Raw genomic sequence first — 22027 nt, forward strand, 5'->3', positions numbered from 1 at the left:
TGGAATTGGTGCCGGTGGCGGCGATGACCGGCACGCGGCCGGCCGCAGAGCGGATGACGAGATCGATTGCCTCGGCGCGCTCCTGCTGCGAAAGCGTCGGGCCTTCCCCCGTTGTCGAGCAGACCGTGAGCCCGTCGACGCCGCTAAGGATCTGCCATTCCGCAAGCGCCCGGAGCGCCGGCCTGTCGAGACAGCCATGACGAAACGGCGTGATGAGAGTGGTGATCGCGCCGCCAGGGCGCGGCATTCTCGCCGTTTCCACGGGCCGGCCTCAGAGCCAGCCGAAAACGACGACGTAGAGCTCGACGCAGGCGAGCACCACGCCGAAGACGATCAGCGCTCGGGCAGTGCGCTTCTCGCGCATCCGCCGGCTGCCGCGCGTGATCCTGTAGGGGTGAAGGGGTTTAGAATCGGAGGACATGACATATCGCATGGCATTTGACCTTTGCAGTGATGGCGAAAGCCTACTGCTGCGCGCGATAGGAAATCCATTCGGGGCACGGGGCGAAAATATAGGAATGGCATAAAGGTGATGGCAGAAATTTCGAAGCGCGGTGTCGGAAAAGCATGATCGCCGCCGTCCTTGCGGTATCGACGCAAACACGGAGCAAGGACATGTCGAAAATGACGCTGATTTCGATGATCGCAACGGCTGCCGCATTCCTCGCCGCGCCCGATATATCAGGTGCTGACGGTGGCACGCCGGCGAGCGAGGACAAAAAGGCCGTGGCGCCGATCGTCAGGAAGGGAAGCGTGCCGGTCAACGGCATCGATTATTATTACGAGATCCGTGGAGAGGGCGAACCGCTGCTGCTCCTTCACGGCGGCCTCGGGCAGATCGAGATGTTCGCGCCGGTCATGCCTGTTTTCACCGACCACCGGCAGGTGATCGCCGTCGATCTACAGGGCCATGGCCGCACGCCCCTCGGCAAGCGGCCGATCGAGCTTCCGGCCATCGGCGCCGATCTCGCGATCCTGGTGAAGCAACTCGGCTACGACAAGCTCGACGTCTTCGGTTATTCCTTCGGCGGCGGGGTGGCGCTGAACATGGCGGCGACCGCGCCCGACCGGGTGCGCCGGCTGGTGATACTCTCGGCGCCCTATGCGCAGAACGGCTTCTTCCCGGAGATGCTACCGCAACAGGCGGCCGTCGGCGCTGGTATGGCCGACATGATGAAGGACACGCCGATGTTCCTCTCCTACAAGGCGGTGGCGCCCGACGTTTCCGAATTTCCGAAGCTGCTCGACGCCATGGGCGCACTGATGCGCGAACCTATCGACTATAGCGATGCCGTCGCCAAGCTTACCATGCCGGTCATGCTGATCTATGGCGATGCCGACATGATCCGGCCCGAGCATATGATCGACTTCTACCACAAGCTCGGCGGCGGTCTGCGCGATGCAGGCTGGATGCGGGAAAACATGTCGAGGAACCGGCTGGCGATCCTGCCTGATCTCACCCATTACGAGACTTTCGCCTCGCCCCTTATGGCGAATATGGCAATGACCTTCCTCGATGGCGGCGGCAAGGCGCCGAACTGGGCCGAGCAGGTCGGAAAGTAAGTGAAGACGGCCGGGCTTTCCGGTCGCCTTTCCCTCTGCGATCAGCTGCCGCGCTGGTTTTCCCTATCCAATTGCGTCACCAGCGCCAGGATCGTTTCCGAGCCTGGCGTCGGCACGGCACTCAGGCGTCCGAGCGTCACTACCATGCCGACCAGCGGCGTGATTTCGAGCGCCTTGCCGCCGATCAGGTCCTGCAGCATCGATGTGCGCACGGCGCCGATGTGGCGCGATTGTTCGAGCCGCTGCTCGACGGTCATGCTGAAACGCGCGCCCAAGGCCTCGCCGACGGCGCGGACCTCGTTCATCACCTTGCCGACCGTGGTCGAAAGTGCCGGATCTGCCATGATGTCGGTCATCAGCGCCCTGGTCAGCGCGCTGATCGGGTTGAAGGCGGTATTGCCCATCAGCTTGCTCCAGATCTCGTCGCGGATAACAGGCGTCGTCGTGATGTTGAGGCCGGCGTCGGTCAGCACCGCGGCGATCGCCTCGAGATCGGGCGAGATCTCGCCCGAGGGCTCGCCGAGCACGAAGCGGCCGTTGTTGGCAAGCTGGATCTCACCGGGATTGATCACCTCTGCGCCTTGATAAGCGACACCGCCGATGACCCGTTCCGGCCCGATCAGCCGCCAAAGCCTGCCGCCGGGATCGAGCTCGTCGAACTGCAGCTCGGCATGCCTGCTCAGGGTATCGCGGTGAAAATACCACCACGGAATGCCGTTAAGGATCATGACGACGCGGGTACCTTCCTTGAGGAGGCTTGCAATGCCTTCGGCAGCGGGTGCTAGCTGATGCCCCTTGAGGCCGGTGATGACGAGATCCTGCGGCGGCAATGTCTTGGGATCGTCGGTCGCGGTGAGGCGGACATTGAGCGGCCTTTCTGCATCGGCTTCGCGCAGGCTGAGACCGTTGTCGCGAATGGCGTCGAGATGGGCTCCACGCGCGACGACGGAGATGGTGGCGTTGTTTCCGGCTTGGCTTGCAAGCTTGACGGCGATAGCGCCGCCGAGTGCGCCAGCGCCATAGATGCAGATGGACTTGATGGACATGCTCGCCTCTTCATGGTGGGGTGATCGAACCTAGATCTAGGTCATTCCAGACATGAGGCGAATGCTAATTTGCCGCATCATGCGTTTTCCTGCGGTCACAGCGGCGCTGCCGCCGCATCCCGAGATCTGGGATGTGGCGGGCAGTGCCCTTCAGGCCAAGGCCGTTGCATCGCTTGGAAAATCCGTGGACAGCGCGAGCTGGCGCCAGGCGGCAAGTTCCTTTTCGACGCTGGCATGCTGCTGCTCGATGACGGCCACCGTGTCGCTGCCGAACGGCATCCGCAGCGGCGGATTGGCCGAGTTGACCATCGTCATGATGCCGGTGGCGAGCCTGGCGGGATTGCCGGGCTGGGCATGGTTGGCGTCGGCGGCGAAACTGCGCATGTTGCCGGCCGCCGTGCCTTCGTAGTCGGCGATGGAGGCCGGGCTCACCGCCAGCGACGTGTCGGCGAGGAAATCCGTGCGGAAGAAGCCGGGCTCGACGATCGTCACCTTGATGCCGAAAGGTTCGAGTTCGGCGGCCATCGACTCGGACAAACCTTCGACGGCGAACTTCGTCGAGCCGTAGACGCCCCAGCCGGGATAGCCGAAGTAACCGCCGATCGAGGAAAAGTTAAGGATGTGGCCGGAACGCTGGCGGCGCATATAGGGCAGCACGGCGCGCGTCACCTTCAGCAGACCAAAGACGTTCGTGGCATAGAGCCTTTCGATCTCTTCGGCAGTGGCTTCCTCGACAGCGCCGAGCAGGCCGTAGCCGGCATTGTTGGCGAGAACATCGATGCGGCCGAAGCGGGCGATGCCGGCAGCCGCGGCCTCTTTCGCTTGTGCCTCGTTGGTGACGTCGAGGGCGACAGCAAGCAGGTTCGGATGATCACCGAACTGCTCGGTCACGGTCTTCGGGTTGCGGGCGGTGGCGATGACGGCATCGCCTGATGCGAGGGCTTCCTTGGTCATCAGCGCGCCGAAGCCGCGGGATGCACCAGTGATGAACCAGACTTTCATGACGAATTCCTCTCGATAACTGTTCGGTTGGCGTCGCATCTCTGTGCTGACGGGTTGAATTTGACCGAAAATCCGTTGCTGTATAAGATTTGTTATTCTTGAAACTATGATGAGTGTATTTCAGTAATGCGAGCCACCGAACTGTCCGAACTTGCGGCCTTCGCGGCGGTCGCGCGGCATAAGAGCTTTCGGAAGGCGGGTGAGGAGCGGGGCGTCACCGCTTCCGCAATCAGTCATGCCGTGCTCAATCTCGAAGACCGGATCGGCGTTCGCCTGCTCAACCGCACGACGCGCAGCGTTTCGCTGACCGAGGCCGGCGAACTCCTGGTCTCGCATCTCGATCCGGCCTTCGGCGAGATGGCAGCAGCGCTCGATGCCCTGAACCGCTACCGCGATACGCCGTTCGGCAAGGTGAGGATTAATGTGCCGAACTCGATCGGCCCCTTCGTCATCGGCCGCATCATCGGCCCCTTGCTCAAAAGCAATCCCCATTTGCAGCTGGAGATCAACGCGACCGACAGGCTGGTCGATATCGTCGAGGAGGGCTTCGATGCCGGCATCCGCTTCGGCGAGCGCGTCACGGAAGGCATGATCGCGCTGCGCATCAAGCCGCGCATCCGCTTGGTCGTCGTCGGTTCGCCCGCCTATTTCGAGACCCGGCCGAAGCCGACGATACCCCACGAACTCAAGCGCCATCTCTGCATTCAGAACATGTTTCCGTCAGGTGCGCGCTATGCCTGGGAATTCGAGAAGGATGGCCAGACCGTCAGCTTTCAGCCAACCGGACCGCTGTCGCTCGATGACCACGAACTGATGATGCAGGCGGCACTTGGCGGTGTCGGCCTTGCCTATATCTGGGAGCCGCGCGTGGAGAAGGCGATCGCCAGCGGAGAGCTGATCCAGGTGCTGGACGACTGGTGCCAACCGGAGGAACCGCTCTATCTCTACTATCCGAGCCGCCGCCACATGTCGGCGGGCTTCAGAGCAGTCATCGACGCGATGAGAGCCGAGTAAAAAGGTCGGGATTCGCATCGCTCACCCTTTTGACTTCGCCGCGTGAACTGGCCAAAGATACTGCCATGGCCGTCATGGCCCGCATCATCGGGAGAGGTTGATGAACCGTCGGATTTTGCCAACTGCCAATCGAAGAGGACTAAAGCGGATCAGCGGTCTGTTTCCTGCGTTGGCTGCGCTGATGCTGCTCGCCTCGGCGGCGGCCGGGCGAGACATCGGACCGCAAAGCCAAATCTCGCGCGAGCAGGTCGAAAAATTCATCGGCCTCTGGAAAGATCACTTTGCCGGCGCCGATAGCCTGCAGCAGCGGCGGACAGCCTTCAGGACGCTGATGGAGACGACGCCGGGGCCGACGCGCATCCAGGTTCGGCAAGTCGATGCCGACGGCGTCGATGCCGAGTTGATGTGGCCCGCTCGTCTTCATCATCCAATTGGCCAAAGGGTGATCCTCTATGTTCATGGCGGCGGCTTTTCCAGCGGCTCGATCCGCACGCACAGCCTGCTCGCGGGATCTCTCGCCAAGGCCGCGTCCAGCGACGTTCTTCTCATCGATTATCGGCTGATGCCCGAATATGCTTATCCCGCGCAGATCAACGATGCGCTGACAGCCTATCGTTGGCTTCTCGACAACGGCTATCGCAACGAGAACATCATCGTCGCCGGAGATGGCGCCGGCGGCAATATCGCGATCGAGACGGTGCTGCGGCAGATGCAGGCGGCGAAACCGCTGCCGGCTGCCGTGATTGCCCTCAGCCCCATCACCGATCTTGCCGCGACGGGCGGCTCGATGACATCAAATGCCGGAAACGACCCACTGCTCGGCAAGGCTGAGATCGAGACGCTGCGCAAGACCTATCTCCGCAGCCGGTCTCCGACCGATCCCCAGGCATCGCCGCTCTATGCCGACATGGCCGGCTTTCCGCCGCTGCTGCTGCAGGTCGGCTCCGGCGAAGTCCTGCTGGATGATACGCTACGGCTCGCCGACAAGGCGCACCAGGCGGGAGTGGATGTCACCACCGAGGTCTGGCCGGGCATGCCGCATCAGTGGCAGCTGTTTCCCTCTTTGCTCGACGATGCCGATCGGTCGAGCCAGAATATCGCCGAGTTCGCGATCCAGCATTTTGCGGACAAACCGCAGGAGTAGAGGCCGCAGGAGTGACGGCCTGAGGAGTTGGAGCCGCAAGAGCACACGCCGGACGCTCTCCGTCATCGCATCATTGCGATGTGCCGCGGGACGGTGAGGGCGCCAGAGGCCGCTCGACTTCCCGGCCGACGCTGAGCGTCTTTCGCACATTCGGCTCCAGCCGCTCGATATAGGCGTGGTCGGGTGCAGCGCCCAGCGCATCCAGCATTTTCGAGAAGAAACACCGGGCCGCTGCCGCAGCGGTGACGTCGAACACATCGGCATCGCTCAGCCCGTGTTTTTTCAGGCCATCTATATCCTGCTGTGTCACCGACGTCGCATCGCGTGCCACCTTGGCGGCAAAGGCCATGATCGCGCGTTCGCCGGCATCGATCGGCGCCTTCTCCGTCTCGTTGACAACAGCTGTCAGCCCGTCGCTGGTGAAACCCTCGCGCAGCAGCACCGAGCCGTGCGCCAGCATGCAATACGAGGATTTCAGCTCTTTTGCCGCCGCCAGCGTCACCAGTTCATAGCGCCGCAGGCTCATATGGCCGCGAATGCTCGAAAGCAGCGCTGCCCAGCTCTCCATCACCTCCGGCCGGTGGCCGAAGGCCCGGTACATGTTCGGCAGATATCCGTAGTTCGCCTCGGCCGACGCATACATCGACGTCGTCTTCTCGCTGGCGGATGCATTGGGGGTGTGAATGAAAGCCATGGCATGATCCTCCTCTATTGTGAGAAGGATAGGGTAGATATGCAGGACAGCAATCCTGAAACATCAGGCAGCGTCACTGGTCGCGGAAGCGTTACCAATTCTTCTGATGGGAAGGGTTACGGTAAATGTCGATCCGCATCCTCTTTCGCTTCGAACCTCTATCGAGCCGCTATGCAGTTCAACGATCTGCTTCACCAGGTTGAGGCCGATACCCGTTCCGGCAATCCCGGTCGACGTCCGGGCACGAAAATAGCGCTGGAACAGCCGTGGCACGTCTTCTGGATCGATCCCCACCCCGTCATCGCTGATGGAAACTTTAACGTTTCCTGTCTCCGCCCATGCCGTGACGCGAATTTCCGATGTTCCAGGCGCGTATTTGACGGCATTGGAAAGCAGGTTGGTAAAGACCTGTGCCAAAGTGCGGGGATCGGCATCGATGAACTCCGGCAGCCCATCGATATCCAACACAAAACTGTGCGACTTTGCGATCGTCGACTGCCGCTCGCAACAGGTTTTTATCAATGATCTCAATGCGCAGGCGTCGTAATTGATATCGATCTTGCCGGTATCAAGGTGTCCCGCTGACAGGATGCTCTCCATGAGATCGACAATCCGGTTCACCGATGCGCGGATTTGATCGACCTTGTCGCTGAGAAATTCGGGCTCGACCGCCCCCCTTTTTCGCAGCAGCCGCTGGGCAGCAGCGTCGATGATTGCAAGCGGGGTCCTGAATTCATGGGATGCCATCGCCACGAATTGCCGCTGCAATTCGTTGATGTTCCGCTCCTGCGCCAGCATGCGCTCGAGTTCCCGCGCCTGTCGCTCGACTTCCGCCGTGCGGCTCTTAACCGTCGCTTCGAGCTGATCATGATGTCGGCGCAGCTCTTCGGCAAGTCGAACGGTCTTGGTGACGTCCTCATGGGTGGCCACGTATCCACCGTTTTGCATCGGATTGTGGGTGATCTTGATAACGCGCCCATCGGCCAGGACGATGTTCTGGCTGGCCGGCGCACCGCGGGCTGTCGCTTCGAAGACCACGTCAAAATAGGTCGTGGTATCGGCCGGGCCATTTCCCTCCCGGCTGCGATAGGCCAGGATATCCACAAGCGGCGTTCCCGGTTGCGTCAGAAGGTCCGGCAGATTGTACATCCGCGCGTAGGAGGCGTTGCACAATATCAGGTTCTTGGTCGAATCGAACATGCATAGCCCATGCGGCATGTTGCTGAGGGCTGCGTCGAACCGGCGATGTTGTTCGGTCAGGCTGTCTTCGACCCGAATGAGAGTCGAGATGTCTTCGTAACTGAGGATCCAGCCTCCATCCCTCGATGGGGCGCAGGTCAATGAGACCATTCCTCCGTCCGAAAGGGCAAACTGAGACGTGGGCGGTCCACCGACCATCGATCGCCGGGACGCCACCGCACGGCAGTCTGCAGTGCCCGGCAATCCGTCGATATTCATGCCTTTGCGAATGGCTCCTTGCGGAAGGCCGAGAATATCAAGCGTGCGTGAATTGAAAGCCGTCACCGTACCGGCAGGATCAAGCAGAACAATGCCCTGAGGCAGGCTCTCCAGAATGGATTCAAACGAGTGTGACATCATCCGGCCCTGCTTCAGATCTGGCGCGTTTGCACGTATCCGTAGCATTCGTCAGAAACGATAAAGTTTCGCTAATGTCTACCGGCGGGAACTCCTCGACGGAAACCTGGAGCACACCTGATCCGGGATTCTTCTGTCGTTTGCGATAGGCGAACCAGCGTTCAAGCGGAAGCTGCTTTGGTTCTGCCGGCAGGCTGCGGCGAACCGTATGTCGACTTCAGGTGGAACGCCAGGCTGAGCAGCAGATAATCGTCCTTATTGTCGATGTCCTTGCCCATCAATAGCTGCGCCCGCTGCAGCCTTTGATAGAGGGTGTTGATGTGTATGCCGAGGGAGGCCGCTGCCTTGGACGCTGATTTTCCGCACTCGATGTAGATTTCCAAGGTCCTTAGAAGGGCGTCGCCGTTTGCTTCATTCTCGAAGGGAGCGAGTATCTGATCTGCGAATTCGAGGATATCAGCAGCGGATTGTTTGCGCAGCAGTCTGTCGATGCCGGTCTCGCTGTGCATGAGGATGCCCGGCCGATGCCGCATGCCCATGAGATGCGCGGCCTCGACAGCCTCGGCGGCGGCTTCGGGATAACGATGGGGCGCGCTTTGAATCAGGCTCGCCCCGCAACACCATCCCTCCGCAGCCGCCTGGTCTCCGATGGATTCCAGGTTCGTCCTCAGGGTTTCCTCGGTGGCGGCGCAGAACAGCAGGAAGACGCCTTCGTCCGTATAGAACGACAGCTGGTTGCGGATCGTCGCCGCCTTCAATGCCTGCTGCAGCGTTCTCTGCAGGAACAGGCTCTGGTTCTGGGCGCTCTCCTGCTCGTGCCTGACAAAGATGATCTGGCAGTACTTCCTGATCTGGAAGCCGAACCGGACGGCTCCGCCAGACGTGACGAGATCATCCCTTCCCAAGGCCTCGAAGTGCTTCCGTCTCTTGCTGTTGAGGATTTCGTCCTGTGACGCGCTGCGGACAATTTCGAGCGCTACGAAAGCGGATACCACGCCCAAGATCGCAGCGGCATAGCTTGCTTTGTCGCCGCGCTCGAAACGAAAGGCTCCGACGACGTCGTCGGCGACACGGACGGGATGCACGAGGACGGCCTCCGCGGTCTTCGGCTCCTTCCATTCCTTGGACCCGAACGTCGTTCCAAAAATATCGGCGTAGTGGAAATCGATGCCGTAATGCGTCGCTATTTCCTCGAGATGTTCGCTGAGTGGCCGGTGGTGCGTGAAGATGGAGAGGATGTCGTCATGGGCCGAGAGCGAGCGCGCCAGCTCCGCATTGCGCTTTTCGATCTCCAGCCGCATCCGGTTGATGCTTTCATTCGATCGGACGGCCAACTCGTAGGCCTGCGACTTCTTGTAGGCGATGGCAAGCTGCGTCGCGACGGCTGCAAGCAGGCTTACGCTGAATTCACCATAGGCGGACCCCTCCCGAAACGACATGACTGTCAGCGTCCCCAGCGTCGTCGTATCCGTCCTGATGGGAACGCAGATAAGGCTATGAGAGAGGCGCTGTTCGGACAGGAAGCGAACGTTCGGCGCACGCAGGTTCGCATGAGCGTCCCTGATATCTTCCGGGGAGTTCAGCAGGACGGCCGTTCCGGTTGAGAACACGCTGCCGGAGATCGATTCTTGAGGCGTGGTGCGATAATTGTAATAATCGTCGTCGAAGCCGACCTGCGACACCGGAATGAGGAGACCCGACGCCTCGTCGTAAAGTCTCAGTACGCCAGCATCGCTCGCGGCTATCACACTCAGCGTCTGCTCGATCGCGTTCATGTTGATCTCGTTCGGATCGAGAGAATCGAGGACATTGCGATTGATGGCATTCATGGCCTGGACCGCGCGGTTCTGAAAGCGGATGACCGCGCTAAGCACTATCTTCTGTAGGCGGGCGAAGACGGTTTCATAGTGGGCGCCGGGAATCCGCACCTCGCAGACGGCCCCTGCAAAATAGGAAATATCGGCGGTCAATATGGCATCGTCCTCGTCGCGGCGGTGGCTGAAGGTGATCGTAGGTTCCGACGCGTCGGTGTCCGGAATCGTCGGTCGACCCGAAGCTCGCCGCCAGCTCACGAGCGGTCGGCTCGACAAAAGCAAAAGCGAACTCTCAATTTCGTTCATGATCGTCATGTGGCACCAATGTATCTTTTCACACAAATAAACTGAGTGTGATGTGTGTTTCAACATCCAAAAACGGCTGCTCACATATTAAGCATGTTTTATAAACGCTCAAAAGGGGAGCATTCCATGCTTAGTCAAATCAAGCGCAGGCACATCATTGTGGCGATGCTGTTCATCTGCTGGGTCGTCGGGTTCCTCGACAAGACCGCGATCAACATCGCCATCATTCCGATCGTCGATGAGTTCCACCTGACCTCCGAACAGTCCGGGATGATCATCAGCGCATTCTTTCTCGCATATTCTCTGACGCAGCTCATCGGGGGCTACCTTGTTGATCGGCTAGGAACCCGCTCGGTCCTGACCTCGGCAGTCGGCATCTGGTCGATCGGCACGGTCGCGTGCGGCGCCGTCGGCTCCGCGATGGGGCTGGCCGTGTCGCGCGTTCTGGTCGGAATGGGGGAGGCTGTTTTCCCGGCGGGCAGTTCGGTCGCCATAACCGAGAACTTCAAAAAGGAGAGCATGGCCAGGCCGAAATCGGTCATTCAGTCGGGAGCCTCTGTCGGCTTTGCCGTCGGTTCGCTGGTAACCACGGCCTTGATCGCCTACTTCAACTGGCGCGTCATGTTCGTCACCCTCGGCCTAGTCGGACTGGCCCTTGCGATCGCGCTCTATCTGGTCATGAAACCGCTCGCCGGCGCGGCTTCGATCTCCGCCGGCCCGAAAAAGGCAAAGTCGGAAAAAGCCCGGATCACGGCTCTGCTCAAGAACTCGCTGACCTGGAAGATCGCCCTCTGCTACTTCTTCACGAACATCGTGTTCTGGGGTCTCCAGTCCTGGCTGCCGTCCTATTGGGTGAAGGTCAAGGGCATGAGCATGATGTCGATGGGCGCCTACTCGGCAATCCCGCCGACGCTCGGCTTCCTGTCCTTCCTGTTCTGCGGCTGGCTGCTCGACCGCTATTTCCACAAGAAGGAAAAGTACCTCATCTGTATCGGCGCGCTGGTGTCGGCGGTGTTCATCTATCTGATGGCCAACGCTACATCCATCCCGCTGGCCTTCTTCTATCTGACGGTTTCAAACGTGTTTCTGAACGCGATCTCGATCAGCGTGTTCGTGACGATCATGAAGCACTACCCCAGCCACTCCGTGGGGACCGCGACGGGCCTGATCAATTCGCTCGCCCAGATCGGATCGTTCGTCTCGCCCACAGCGATCGGCGCCATCCTGCAAGCCACGGATCAGAACTATCAGACAGCCTTCCTGGCGATGATCGGCTGCGCCATCGTGACCCTCGCCGTGGCAGCAACGCTTCCGGCCGGAAGCAAGGAAGAGCTGGTCGCAGATCAAGCAATTCCAGGACTGGTGAAATGACATATAACGACATCATCGAGCGCGCTGTCACCGACAAGGCGGAGGGGCTGCAATCGGCAGCGAATGAAATCTGGTCCTTCGCCGAAATCCGATATGAAGAGTACAAGTCGGCCGCACTTCTGGCCGACATTCTCGAAGCGGAGGGATTCTCAGTCGAGCGCCAGGCCGGGGGAATCGAGACGGCTTTCGTCGCGAGCTACGGTAGGGGACAGCCCGTTGTGGCGATCCTGGGCGAGTTCGATGCGCTGCCCAATCTCAGCCAGGAGGGCGACGTCGCGGGATACAAGCCCGTTGTCCCCGGCGGCAACGGCCATGGATGCGGACATAATCTGCTGGGTGTCGGTTCGCTGGCCGCCGCCATCGCTCTCAAGGCCTGCAAGGACGAACTCGGGCTTGCCGGTACGATCCGCTTCTACGGCTGCCCTGCCGAAGAAGGCGGCGGCGGAAAGGCCTTCATGGCCCGAGAGGGATTGTTCGATGGCGTCGACGTCGCCTTCACATGGCACCCGTGGGATGAGAACCTCGCCTACCATGCAAGAATGCTGGCGACGAACCAGGTCTATTTCACTTTCCGTGGTGTGAGCGCACATGCGGGCTTCGAGCCCCATCTCGGGCGAAGCGCGCTCGATGCAGTCGAGCTGATGAATGTCGGGGCAAATTTCCTGCGCGAGCACATCGTCCAGGACGGCAGAATTCACTATGCAATAACGGATACCGGCGGAAAGGCGCCCAATGTCGTCCAGTCGCAGGCCGAAGTACTCTACAAGGTCCGCGCGCCGCTGATGGCTCAGGTGCGGGACATCACCGAGCGGGTCAAGGACGTGGCTCGTGGAGCGGCACTGATGACGGGAACGGAGGTCGAAATCACCTTCGATGCAGCCTCTGCCGACCTCATACCGAACGCCACGCTGGCAGGTGTGATTCACCAGGAGCTCGACAAGATCGGCGGAGCGTCCTTCTCGAACAGCGAGAAGGGGTTCGCGGCGGAGATCCAGAGGACTTTTCCGAGGGATGTTCAAGCGCGCATCGAGAAGCGCGGGACGATCCTCTCTGAACATGTCAACGAGTTTCAGGAAAAGCCGACATTTCTCCATGGCTCGACCGATGTCGGCGACGTCAGCTGGATCGTTCCCACCGGACAGGTCTATATGGCGACATCAGCCTACGGAACGCCTCCGCATAGCTGGCAGATGGTTGCGCAGGGCAAGACTTCCTACGCGCATAAAGGAATGCTTCAGGCCGGCAAGGTCATGGCCGCCGCCGCCGCCAGATGTCTCCAGGACAGCGAGTTGATCGGCCAGGCGAAGCAGGAACATCTGAGGGAGCTCGGAGGCGCTTCCTACAAGCCTCTCATCCCGCTCGAGACGAAGCCGATGAAGGTCCGCTAGGCAAATGCGGACGGTTATGTGAGCCATGGAATAGCTGCGAGCAATAGCGAGCGGCGAGGGGACTTCAGCCGAGTTTGGCCAGTTGCTCGTCCAGAAGGTCAAGGCTGTCCTCTCCCACTTCGTTGACATCACTCGGCATGGGTTCACCTGTCTCCTGATAAACAAGCCAGGCGACGTACATGGCTGCTGTCGTCAGCGCGTTCCAGCCGTCTTCGCTGGGCTTTCCCACTGCCTCGGAGAGCCGGCGGAGCGTCCCGTGCTCATCGTCGCTGTAGATGAGGTCGGAGAAGTACCGGCCTGTCAGGCGTCCGCCATCACCCCAGGTACGGATTGCCGCCAAGGCGGCCTTGGTTTCGGGCGCGTCGGGTTCGGTGCGCTCGATCTGTGCGACCAAAACCGCGGCGATCGCTGCCAAGCGCCGCGCCTGTTCGCGTGGCGGCAGAACCGTCAGCTCGGCGCGCAATTTCATGTCTCCATGGTCTCCACTGGGCTTGTCACAACGTCTATCAACACAGAATAGAGGCCCTTCCTGCTTTTGCCAGAAGGTCCGCCGATTACGCCGCATTGATCGCTTCGACGGAAATACCGGGCGAGCCTGAATCCTCTACTTTATTGCTGCCAACGCATCGGTCGGTCGTGCGCCACGCACGGTTCTGCAGGTCGAAAAATATCGACATATGCCTCTCAGTCATGATCATTTTTTAGACCGTTCCAATTTTCGGGATGAGATTCCGGCAGTCGGGGAGGCAGAAATTTGCCGCAGATGCTTCTAATGGGTAACGGTTCGTATAAATTTCGCTTGACAGAATTGGAACGTTCCAAATATTTAGGTAATCATTCGACGGTGGCGTCGGGAGGAAGACGTGACAAAGGCGCGGGTAACCGTCATCGACATTGCGAAAGCCGCAGGCGTCTCGAAATCGACGGTTTCGCTGGTGCTTCAGGGTTCCTCCCTGGTTAATGAGGGGACGCGTTCCAAGGTCAATGCCGTGATGCGCGAGCTGGGCTACGTCTATAATCGCGGCGCAGCCAATCTTCGACAGGCCAGTGCCAAATCGAGGATCATCGGGGTCGTCGTGAACGACCTGACGAACAGCTTCTTTGCGGAGCTGGCAGTCGGCGTCGACATGGTCGTTCAGTCGGCCGGGTTCGTTCAATTCCTGTCGAACACCAGCGAGAGCATCGATAGGCAGCGCGAGGTTGTCGCATCGATGCGGGAGCATGGTATTTCGGGGCTCATCGTGTCGCCGGCGCGCGCCACCGATGCCGCAGACTTCAAGCCACTCGTCGCGGCAGGGATTCCGGTGGTGGTGGTCGTTCGAAGCCTGCCTGGCGCCAAAGTCTCGTCCGTCGTCTCCGACAACCGGGCTGGCATGGTGTCTGCGGTCAAGCACTTGGCGGAGCTTGGTCACAAGCGCATCGCTTTTCTCGGCGGCTTTCCCGACACCGCTGTCTTCGACGACCGCCTTGCGGGTTACCGAAGCGGCATAGAGGCAGCCGGGCTCGACTATCACCAAGAACTTGTCATCTCGTCGGCGCCTTCGCGAGCTGGCGGGGTGGAGGCGATCGGAAAAGCGATCGTTCTTGCCGACAAACCCACGGCAGCCGTCTGCTTCAACGATGCCGTAGCCTTCGGTGTTTGCGACGGATTGCGTGCGCGCCGTCTGGAGCCCGGCTCCGACTTCGCGGTCGTGGGTTTCGACGACGTCATCGAGGCTCAGGCGGCGGTTCCCGCACTCACAACGGTTTCGGTCGATCCGCAGGGCATTGGGCGCCGCGGCGCGCAACTGCTTCTCAAGCAGATCAATGCGGGCAAGGCCGAGGCGGAGACGGTGACAACAGCGGTTCGGCTGGTTGTTCGCGAGAGCTGCGGAGCCCGCAAGAGCGTAAAAATCGAAACAGGATTCTGAGTAACGCCAATGAACAAGCATCTCACCCCGACCGAAGCGGCCGCGCTGATCCCGGATGGCGCTGTTGTAACGGTGTCTTCCTCGAGCGGTCTCGGTTGCCCGGACCTCATGCTGAAGGCGATTGGCGAACGTTTCGATGCGACCGGCCATCCCCGTGATATCACGACCCTTCATCCGATCGCTGCCGGTGATATGAGTGGCATCAAGGGCGTCGACTATATCGCCAAAAAGGGGCTGCTCAAGCGCATCATTGGTGGTTCCTATCCGTCCGGCCCGTCGTCATCAGAGCCGCCGCTGATCTGGCAAATGATCACCAACAACGAAATCCCGGCCTACAACATCCCCTCAGGTATCCTCTTCGACATCCATCGCGAAGCCGCCGCGAAGCGGCCGGGCGTCCTGACCAAGATCGGCATCGATACATTCGTCGATCCCGAGCGGCAGGGTTGCGCGATGAACGGCCTGGCTTCGGAGCATCCGGTGGTCAAGCGCGTCAGCTTCGAGGGCGGCGACTGGCTGTTCTTTCCCTCGATCGTCCCTGAGGTTGCCATCATCCGCGCCACCACCGCCGACGAGCGCGGCAACCTGACATACGAACATGAAGGCGCCTACCTCGGCGGCCTCGATCAGGCGCTGGCCGCACGCAACAACGGCGGCATCGTTATCGCCCAGGTCAAGCGGATCACCAAGGAAGGCTCGCTGAAACCCCATGACGTTCGGGTGCCCGGGATGCTGGTCGACTATGTGGTCGTCGATCCGGAACAGAAACAGACGACGCAGACGCAATACGATCCGGCAATTTCCGGGGAGATCTTCCGCCCGCTCGATAGCTTCAGCGTTCCGGAGTTCAATGTTCAGAAAGTCATCGCGCGTCGCGTCGCGCAAGAACTTCAGGCGGGGAGCTGCGTCAATCTCGGCTTCGGCATCTCGGCCAACGTGCCGCGCATCCTGCTGGAGGAAGGGCTCCACGGCGCCGTCACCTGGGTCATCGAGCAAGGTGCGGTCGGTGGGGTGCCGTTGCTCGACTTCGCCTTTGGCTGCGCCTCCAATGCCGACGCCTACATGCCGTCTCCCTATCAGTTCACCTATTTCCAGGGCGCAGGCTTCGATGCCTCGCTGCTGTCCTTCCTCGAGATCGGCAAAGACGGTTCGGTCAACGTCTCGAAGCTCTCGTTCCGGCCGCATGTGACGGCTGGTGCCGGAGGCTTCGTCGACATCACGGCGCGGGCAAAGAAGATCGTCTTCTCCGGCATGTTCAATGCCGGAGCGAAGCTTTCGATCGCCGATGGATCTCTTCTCATTGAGAAGGAAGGCAAGTTGAAGAAGCTCGTGAACGAGGTCGAACACGTCACTTTCAGCGGTAGGCGTGCGATCGAGCAGGGGCAGGATATAACCTATGTCACCGAGCGGTGCGTGATGAAGCTGACGCCTGATGGTATCGTCCTCACCGAGATTGCCCCCGGTGTCGATCTCCAGTCCCATATCCTCGATCAGTCGGAATTTCCGCTGATCGTCGCGCCCGACCTGAAAGTGATGGATGCCGAGCTCTTTAGGGAAGCGAACATCGGCCTGTCGCTTCCGGTCAAAGGGGCACGGACGCTGGAGGGCAGCTTCCATGGCTAGCGGAACAGTCAGAATTGATGTCGATGGACATGTTGCGACACTGACGATTTCTCGTCCGGAGAAGCTGAACGCGCTCGACCTCGACATGCTCAAGGCATTGGTGGACGCTGCCGACGAGGTGGAGGCCAACGCCAATGTGCGCGCTGCCATTCTCACGGGCGAAGGAAAGGGCTTTTCCGCCGGAGGCGATATCAAGGCCTGGGGCGGAATGTTGCCTCAGGAGTTCGGTCATCTCTGGGTTCGGCACGGTCACCGTATCTTCGAAAGACTGGCGACCCTGCGGGTGCCGCTCATTGCGGCTCTCAACGGCCACGCCCTCGGAGGAGGGCTTGAACTTGCAGGGGTTGCCGACATTCGCCTTGCAGAGGAGCAGATCAAGATTGGTCTGCCGGAAACCGGCCTTGGGATGGTCCCGGGCTGGTCCGGGACTCAGCGTCTTGTGCGCCGGTTCGGGGCGCAGGCCGTCCGACGCATGGCGCTCGGCGGCGAGATATTCACCGCCGAAGAAGCACGCCTGCTGGGTATCGTGGACGCGGTCGTTCCCACCGGAAACGCGGTGACCGCTGCCAGGGAATATGCGCAGCGGATCGCCGCAAGGGGGCCGGCTGCGACCGAGATCGCGAAGTTGATGATCGCATCGGCGAACGGCGAAGACAATGGAACCGCGGTCGAAGCCCTTGGCTCGATCCTCGCTGCGAAGACCGGCGATCTGAAGGAGGGCGTCGCATCATTCTGCGAGAAGCGCCCGGCAACGTTCAAGGGAGAATGGTAATGACGGTTCTCGTCAACCCCACCGCGCTCAGCGACCACAAAGCGCGTGATTTCAAGATGCTCATCGATGGCAAATGGGAGGCTGGTGCCTCCGATCCGATCGAGCGTGTCGCGCCGAGCCATGGCGTCGTGATCAGCCGGTTTCCGACCGGTAGCAAGAACGACGCCGAACGTGCGATCGCTGCGGCACGCAAGGCGTTCGACCTCGGGCCGTGGCCTCGAATGACCGCTTCCGAACGTTCCGCCATCCTGCTCAAGGCTGCCGACCTGATCGCGGCGCGCGCAGAGGAGCTGGCATTTCTCGATGCTATCGAGGCAGGAAAGCCGATCACGCAGGTGCGGGGAGAAATTGCCGGCTCCGTTGACATATGGCGCTACGCGGCGGCTCTTGCCCGCGACCTCCATGGTGAAAGCTATAACACGCTCGGCGATGGCACATTGGGCGTCGTCTTGCGCGAAGCGATCGGCGTAGTGTCGATCATCACGCCCTGGAACTTTCCGTTCCTGATCGTCGGCCAGAAGCTGCCATTCGCTCTGGCCGCAGGTTGCACGACCGTCGTCAAGCCCTCGGAGCTGACCTCAGGATCGACGCTCGTGCTGGGCGAGATCCTGCAGCAGGCAGGCATTCCGGATGGTGTCGTCAACATTGTCACCGGCACGGGACCAGAGGTCGGCGCGGTCATGACCTCCCATCCCGACGTCGACATGGTGTCGTTCACCGGCTCGACCGGTGTCGGAAAGCTGACGATGTCGAATGCTGCACAGACGCTGAAGAAGGTCTCGCTGGAACTGGGTGGGAAGAACCCGCAGATCGTGTTCCCGGATGCCGATCTCGATGCGTTTGTCGATGCCGCGGTCTTCGGCGCATACTTCAATGCCGGCGAGTGCTGCAATGCCGGCTCGCGGCTGATCCTTCACAAATCAATCGCTTCCGATGTCGTCAAGCGGATTGCCGAATTGTCGAAGGCAGTGAAGGTCGGCGACCCTCTTGATCCTTCGACGCAGGTGGGCGCGATCATCACGCCGCAGCACCTGGAGAAGATATCGGGATACGTCGCCGGGGCGAGGAGCGGCGGTGCCCGCGTCGCCCATGGCGGCGAGACGCTCGATCTTGGCATGGGGCAGTTCATGTCGCCGACGATCCTCGAAGAGGTCACCCCTGATATGGCCGTGGCGCGCGAGGAAGTCTTTGGTCCGGTGCTTTCGGTCCTGACATTCGAGACACCAGCCGAGGCGATCAAGATTGCGAATTCCATCGACTACGGCCTGTCGGCCGGTGTCTGGAGCCGCGATTTCGACACGTGCCTGACGATCGGCCGGTCGGTGCGGGCAGGGACGGTCTGGATGAACACCTTCATGGACGGCGCCTCGGAACTTCCCTTCGGCGGTTACAAGCAAAGCGGCCTTGGCCGTGAGCTCGGCCGCCATGCGGTCGAAGATTACACCGAGACCAAGACACTCAACATGCATATCGGCAAACGCACCAGTTGGTGGATGCCGCAGACGGAAAAGCTGGCTTAGCCGGCGGCCGAACTACGCTCGAGGAGGGCGGGTGATTGGTGCGGGAATGGGTCCCGCATCTTCCAAACTTGAACTGGGAGGTTCTTCGATGAACAGGTTTTTGACCACGACCGCAATGATCGCATTGGCTTTGGCCGGTGCTAGCGTGTCCGTACGCGCCGCCGACGTGAAGGAAGTACAGATGCTGCACTGGTGGACGTCAGGCGGCGAGGCAGCGGCACTGAATGTACTGAAGCAGGATCTTTCGAAGGAAGGTTTTGCCTGGAAGGATGTGCCGGTTGCCGGCGGTGGCGGCGATGCGGCGATGACGGCACTGAAGGCGATGGTTGCGGCCGGCACCTATCCGACGGCCTCGCAGATGCTCGGCTATACCGTGCTCGATTATGCCGAGGCCGGCGTCATGGGCGATCTGACCGAGACGGCGAAGAAGGAAGGCTGGGACAAGTCGGTTCCGGCAGCGCTGCAGAAGTTCTCGGTCTATGACGGCAAGTGGGTCGCAGCCCCTGTTAACGTCCACTCGGTCAACTGGCTGTGGATCAACAAGGCTGTGATGGACAAGATCGGCGGCACCCAGCCGAAGACCTTCGACGAGCTGATCGCGCTGCTCGACAAGGCCAAGGCCGCCGGCGTCATCCCGCTCGCCCTTGGCGGCCAGAACTGGCAGGAAGCGACGATGTTCGATTCCATCGTGCTGTCGACCGGCGGTCCGGAGTTCTACAAGAAGGCCTTCAACGACCTCGACGAGGAATCGCTAAAGTCCGACACGATGAAGAAGTCCTTCGACAATCTGGCGACGATCATCAAATATGTCGACCCGAACTTCTCGGGCCGCGACTGGAACCTGGCGACCGCCATGGTCATCAAGGGTGACGCGCTGGTGCAGGTGATGGGTGACTGGGCCAAGGGCGAATTCGTCGCCGCCAAGAAGACGCCGGACACCGACTTCCTCTGCTACCGCTTCCCCGGCACCGACGGCAGCGTGGTCTACAACTCCGACATGTTCGGCATGTTCAACGTCCCTGATGACCGCAAGGCGGCCCAGGTGGCGCTGGCAACGGCAACGCTGTCGAAGAGCTTCCAGTCGGCCTTCAACGTCGTCAAGGGTTCGGTGCCGGCCCGTACCGACGTTCCCGACACCGACTTCGACGCCTGCGGCAAGAAGGGCATCGCCGACCTGAAGGCAGCCAACGAAGGCGGCACGCTGTTCGGCTCGCTGGCGCAAGGCTACGGCGCTCCTCCAGCGATCGCCAATGCCTATAAGGATGTCGTCTCGAAGTTCGTCCACGGCCAGATCAAGACCTCCGACGAAGCCGTCAAGCAGCTCGTCCAGGCGATCGACGACGCCCGCTGAGGCCACTGTCGACTAAAAATGCTTCCCCGCCTGCTTGCGGGGAGGCTTCAGGCTCCGCGCCGATCATGCAGGGATGATCATGCGGGACCGATTTTGGGGAGGAGATGACATTCCATGAGCACCGTTGCGACCACCGATCCGGTTTTGACGCCGAGGCAATCGACGGCGATCTCGTTGAGGGGCCGGCTGCAGGATGCGCTGCCGAAGATCGTCCTGGCGCCGAGCTTCGTCATCACCATCATCTTCGTCTACGGCTTCATCGTCTGGACGGCCTATCTGTCGTTCACCAATTCCAAGACCTTTCCCTCCTATGCGCTGACCGGGGCGCGCGCTTATCAGCGGCTGTGGCGCTGGACCTTCGAGAGCGATCCGCCATCTTCCTGGTACACCTCGATCACCAACATGGCGATCTTCGGCTTCCTCTATATCGGCATCTGCCTGGCGCTCGGCCTGTTCCTCGCCATCCTGCTCGACCAGAAGATCCGCGGCGAGGGGCTGCTCCGGCCGATCTTCCTCTATCCGATGGCGCTGTCCTTCATTGTGACAGGCGTTGCCTGGAAATGGTTCCTCGATCCCGGCCTTGGGCTGGAACAGACGCTGCACCATTTTGGCTGGACAAGCTTCCATTTCGACTGGATCAAGAACAAGGACTTCGTCATCTACACCGTCGTCATCGCCGGCGTCTGGCAGGCGTCGGGCTTCGTCATGGCGATGTTCCTGGCGGGTCTGCGCGGCATCGACGGCGAGATCATGAAGGCGGCCCAGATCGACGGCGCTTCCGCCTTCCAGCTCTATCGGCGCATCGTCATCCCGCTGCTGCGGCCGATCTTCCTGTCGGCCTTCATCGTGCTCGCCCATATGGCGATCAAGTCCTACGACCTGGTGGTGGCGCTGACCTCGGGCGGCCCCGGCGGCTCGGCCTGGCTGCCGTCGAACTTCATGTATGAATACACCTTCAAGCGCAACGAGATGGCCGTCGGCTCGGCCAGCGCCATCATCATGCTGATGACGATCTCGGCAATCATCGTTCCCTATCTCTATTCCGAACTGAAGGAGAAGGCGCGATGAGCAGCGTGACCTCTCCGATAGCAACCTCGACTGCACCGCTGCCGCAGGGTGGCGACGACAGGAACGACAGCAAGAACAACACCCGCTGGATCGGCCGCACCGTCATCTACGGCCTGCTGCTGGTCTTTGCCGTCCTCTATCTGATGCCGCTCTTCGTCATGCTGACCACCTCGTTCAAGACCATGGACGAGATCCAGAACGGCAACATGCTGGCGCTGCCGCAATCGCCGACCTTCGATCCCTGGATCAGGGCCTGGGGCGAGACCTGCGTCGGCCTGACCTGCGCCGGCATCAAGGGTTACTTCTGGAACTCGATCAAGATGGTCGTGCCGGCTGTCGCGATCTCCACCATCATGGGGGCGCTGAACGGCTATGTCCTGACCAAATGGCGCTTCCCCGGCCACACACTGGTGTTCGGGCTGATGCTGTTTGCCTGCTTCATCCCGTTCCAGTCGGTGCTGTTGCCGATGGCAACGATCCTCGGCAGCCTCGGCCGCTTCGGCATGACGCTGCAGAATGCCACGGGCTGGAACTTCGGCTTCGGCAATCCGACCGTCAATCTGGTCTTCGTGCACGTCGTCTACGGCTTGGGCTTCACGACGCTGTTCTTCCGCAATTTCTACGAGGCCTTTCCGACCGAACTGGTGCGGGCCGCCCAGGTCGATGGCGCCAGCTTCTTCCAGATCTTCCGCCGCATCATGCTGCCGAACTCGCTGCCGATCATCGTCGTCACGGTGATCTACCAGTTCACCAATATCTGGAACGACTTCCTGTTTGCGTCTGCCTATGCCGGCACCGGTGAATCCATGCCGATGACGGTGGCGCTGAACAACGTCGTCAACACC

20 protein-coding genes are annotated in these 22027 nt (G+C 60.7%); 12 read left to right on the plus strand and 8 right to left on the minus strand.

All coding sequences use genetic code 11. The annotated features are described in order from the left end of the window. A partial coding sequence (locus MOV76_RS29855) for a dihydrodipicolinate synthase family protein (protein WP_247265892.1) occupies positions 1 to 262 on the minus strand: 262 nt, incomplete at its 3' end. 9 nt (positions 263 to 271) lie between these two features. Then, complete coding sequence (locus tag MOV76_RS29860; protein WP_155256902.1) at positions 272 to 421, minus strand: hypothetical protein; 150 nt, start codon at positions 419 to 421, stop codon at positions 272 to 274. A gap of 146 nt (positions 422 to 567) precedes the next feature. Here MOV76_RS29860 and MOV76_RS29865 point away from each other — a divergent pair, with 146 nt between their 5' ends. Continuing rightward, positions 568 to 1563 carry an alpha/beta fold hydrolase gene (locus MOV76_RS29865; protein ID WP_018447010.1) on the plus strand — a complete coding sequence of 332 codons (996 nt, stop codon included), beginning with the start codon at positions 568 to 570 and terminating at the stop codon, positions 1561 to 1563. Positions 1564 to 1604: 41 nt separating this feature from the next. Here the strand turns inward: MOV76_RS29865 and MOV76_RS29870 are convergent, their stop codons facing one another. Together MOV76_RS29870 and MOV76_RS29875 are read right to left on the minus strand one after the other, a co-directional pair. Further along, positions 1605 to 2609 (minus strand): ketopantoate reductase family protein, encoded by a 1005-nt coding sequence (locus tag MOV76_RS29870; protein ID WP_247265893.1) that lies wholly within the window; start codon positions 2607 to 2609, stop codon positions 1605 to 1607. Between the two features lie 150 nt (positions 2610 to 2759). Beyond that, positions 2760 to 3611, minus strand: a complete 852-nt coding sequence (locus MOV76_RS29875) for an oxidoreductase (protein WP_247265894.1) — start codon at positions 3609 to 3611, stop codon at positions 2760 to 2762. A 126-nt stretch (positions 3612 to 3737) separates the two neighbouring features. Here MOV76_RS29875 and MOV76_RS29880 point away from each other — a divergent pair, with 126 nt between their 5' ends. Together MOV76_RS29880 and MOV76_RS29885 are read left to right on the plus strand one after the other, a co-directional pair. After that, positions 3738 to 4625, plus strand: coding sequence for a LysR family transcriptional regulator (locus MOV76_RS29880; RefSeq protein WP_028733690.1), 888 nt, complete (start codon positions 3738 to 3740; stop codon positions 4623 to 4625). 169 nt (positions 4626 to 4794) lie between these two features. Further along, positions 4795 to 5769, plus strand: coding sequence for an alpha/beta hydrolase (locus tag MOV76_RS29885; protein WP_018241666.1), 975 nt, complete (start codon positions 4795 to 4797; stop codon positions 5767 to 5769). A gap of 70 nt (positions 5770 to 5839) precedes the next feature. On the opposite strand, the gene MOV76_RS29890 is transcribed toward MOV76_RS29885, so the two are convergent. From MOV76_RS29890 to MOV76_RS29900, 3 genes are all read right to left on the minus strand, one after another. Beyond that, positions 5840 to 6463, minus strand: a complete 624-nt coding sequence (locus MOV76_RS29890) for a carboxymuconolactone decarboxylase family protein (protein ID WP_018241667.1) — start codon at positions 6461 to 6463, stop codon at positions 5840 to 5842. Between the two features lie 63 nt (positions 6464 to 6526). Next, positions 6527 to 8062, minus strand: a complete 1536-nt coding sequence (locus MOV76_RS29895) for a PAS-domain containing protein (protein WP_247265895.1) — start codon at positions 8060 to 8062, stop codon at positions 6527 to 6529. A gap of 158 nt (positions 8063 to 8220) precedes the next feature. Continuing rightward, complete coding sequence (locus MOV76_RS29900; RefSeq protein WP_247265896.1) at positions 8221 to 10188, minus strand: helix-turn-helix domain-containing protein; 1968 nt, start codon at positions 10186 to 10188, stop codon at positions 8221 to 8223. A gap of 117 nt (positions 10189 to 10305) precedes the next feature. On the opposite strand from MOV76_RS29900, the gene MOV76_RS29905 reads away from it, so the two are divergent. Both MOV76_RS29905 and MOV76_RS29910 read left to right on the plus strand, forming a co-directional pair. Continuing rightward, positions 10306 to 11550, plus strand: a complete 1245-nt coding sequence (locus MOV76_RS29905; RefSeq protein ID WP_247265897.1) for an MFS transporter — start codon at positions 10306 to 10308, stop codon at positions 11548 to 11550. Then, positions 11547 to 12938, plus strand: a complete 1392-nt coding sequence (locus tag MOV76_RS29910) for an amidohydrolase (protein WP_247265898.1) — start codon at positions 11547 to 11549, stop codon at positions 12936 to 12938. Before MOV76_RS29905 ends, MOV76_RS29910 begins: the two co-directional genes overlap by 4 nt. A 64-nt stretch (positions 12939 to 13002) precedes the next feature. Here the strand turns inward: MOV76_RS29910 and MOV76_RS29915 are convergent, their stop codons facing one another. Beyond that, the gene (locus tag MOV76_RS29915) at positions 13003 to 13407 is read right to left on the minus strand and encodes an Imm6 family immunity protein (RefSeq protein ID WP_018447001.1); all 405 of its coding nucleotides are present in this window, start codon (positions 13405 to 13407) and stop codon (positions 13003 to 13005) included. A gap of 394 nt (positions 13408 to 13801) precedes the next feature. Here MOV76_RS29915 and MOV76_RS29920 point away from each other — a divergent pair, with 394 nt between their 5' ends. From MOV76_RS29920 to MOV76_RS29950, 7 genes are all read left to right on the plus strand, one after another. Beyond that, positions 13802 to 14848, plus strand: a complete 1047-nt coding sequence (locus tag MOV76_RS29920) for a LacI family DNA-binding transcriptional regulator (protein WP_018446999.1) — start codon at positions 13802 to 13804, stop codon at positions 14846 to 14848. A 9-nt stretch (positions 14849 to 14857) separates the two neighbouring features. Beyond that, a complete protein-coding gene (locus MOV76_RS29925; RefSeq protein WP_247265899.1) occupies positions 14858 to 16471 on the plus strand; it encodes an acyl CoA:acetate/3-ketoacid CoA transferase in 1614 nt (537 codons plus the stop codon). Continuing rightward, on the plus strand, positions 16464 to 17243 hold the full coding sequence (locus tag MOV76_RS29930; RefSeq protein ID WP_018241676.1) for an enoyl-CoA hydratase/isomerase family protein: 780 nt from the start codon (positions 16464 to 16466) through the stop codon (positions 17241 to 17243). The genes MOV76_RS29925 and MOV76_RS29930 overlap by 8 nt, the downstream gene beginning before the upstream one ends. Next, positions 17243 to 18763 (plus strand): aldehyde dehydrogenase family protein, encoded by a 1521-nt coding sequence (locus tag MOV76_RS29935; protein ID WP_247265900.1) that lies wholly within the window; start codon positions 17243 to 17245, stop codon positions 18761 to 18763. Before MOV76_RS29930 ends, MOV76_RS29935 begins: the two co-directional genes overlap by 1 nt. A gap of 88 nt (positions 18764 to 18851) precedes the next feature. After that, a complete protein-coding gene (locus tag MOV76_RS29940) occupies positions 18852 to 20114 on the plus strand; it encodes an ABC transporter substrate-binding protein (RefSeq protein ID WP_247265901.1) in 1263 nt (420 codons plus the stop codon). A gap of 114 nt (positions 20115 to 20228) precedes the next feature. After that, complete coding sequence (locus tag MOV76_RS29945; RefSeq protein ID WP_115156922.1) at positions 20229 to 21182, plus strand: carbohydrate ABC transporter permease; 954 nt, start codon at positions 20229 to 20231, stop codon at positions 21180 to 21182. Then, positions 21179 to 22027: carbohydrate ABC transporter permease (locus tag MOV76_RS29950; RefSeq protein WP_247265902.1), on the plus strand; the 849-nt coding region annotated here is incomplete at its 3' end. The genes MOV76_RS29945 and MOV76_RS29950, both read left to right, overlap by 4 nt.

It is taken from the genome of Rhizobium sp. PRIMUS64 (assembly GCF_023006465.1).
GTDB classification, from domain to species: Bacteria; Pseudomonadota; Alphaproteobacteria; order Rhizobiales; family Rhizobiaceae; genus Rhizobium; species Rhizobium leguminosarum.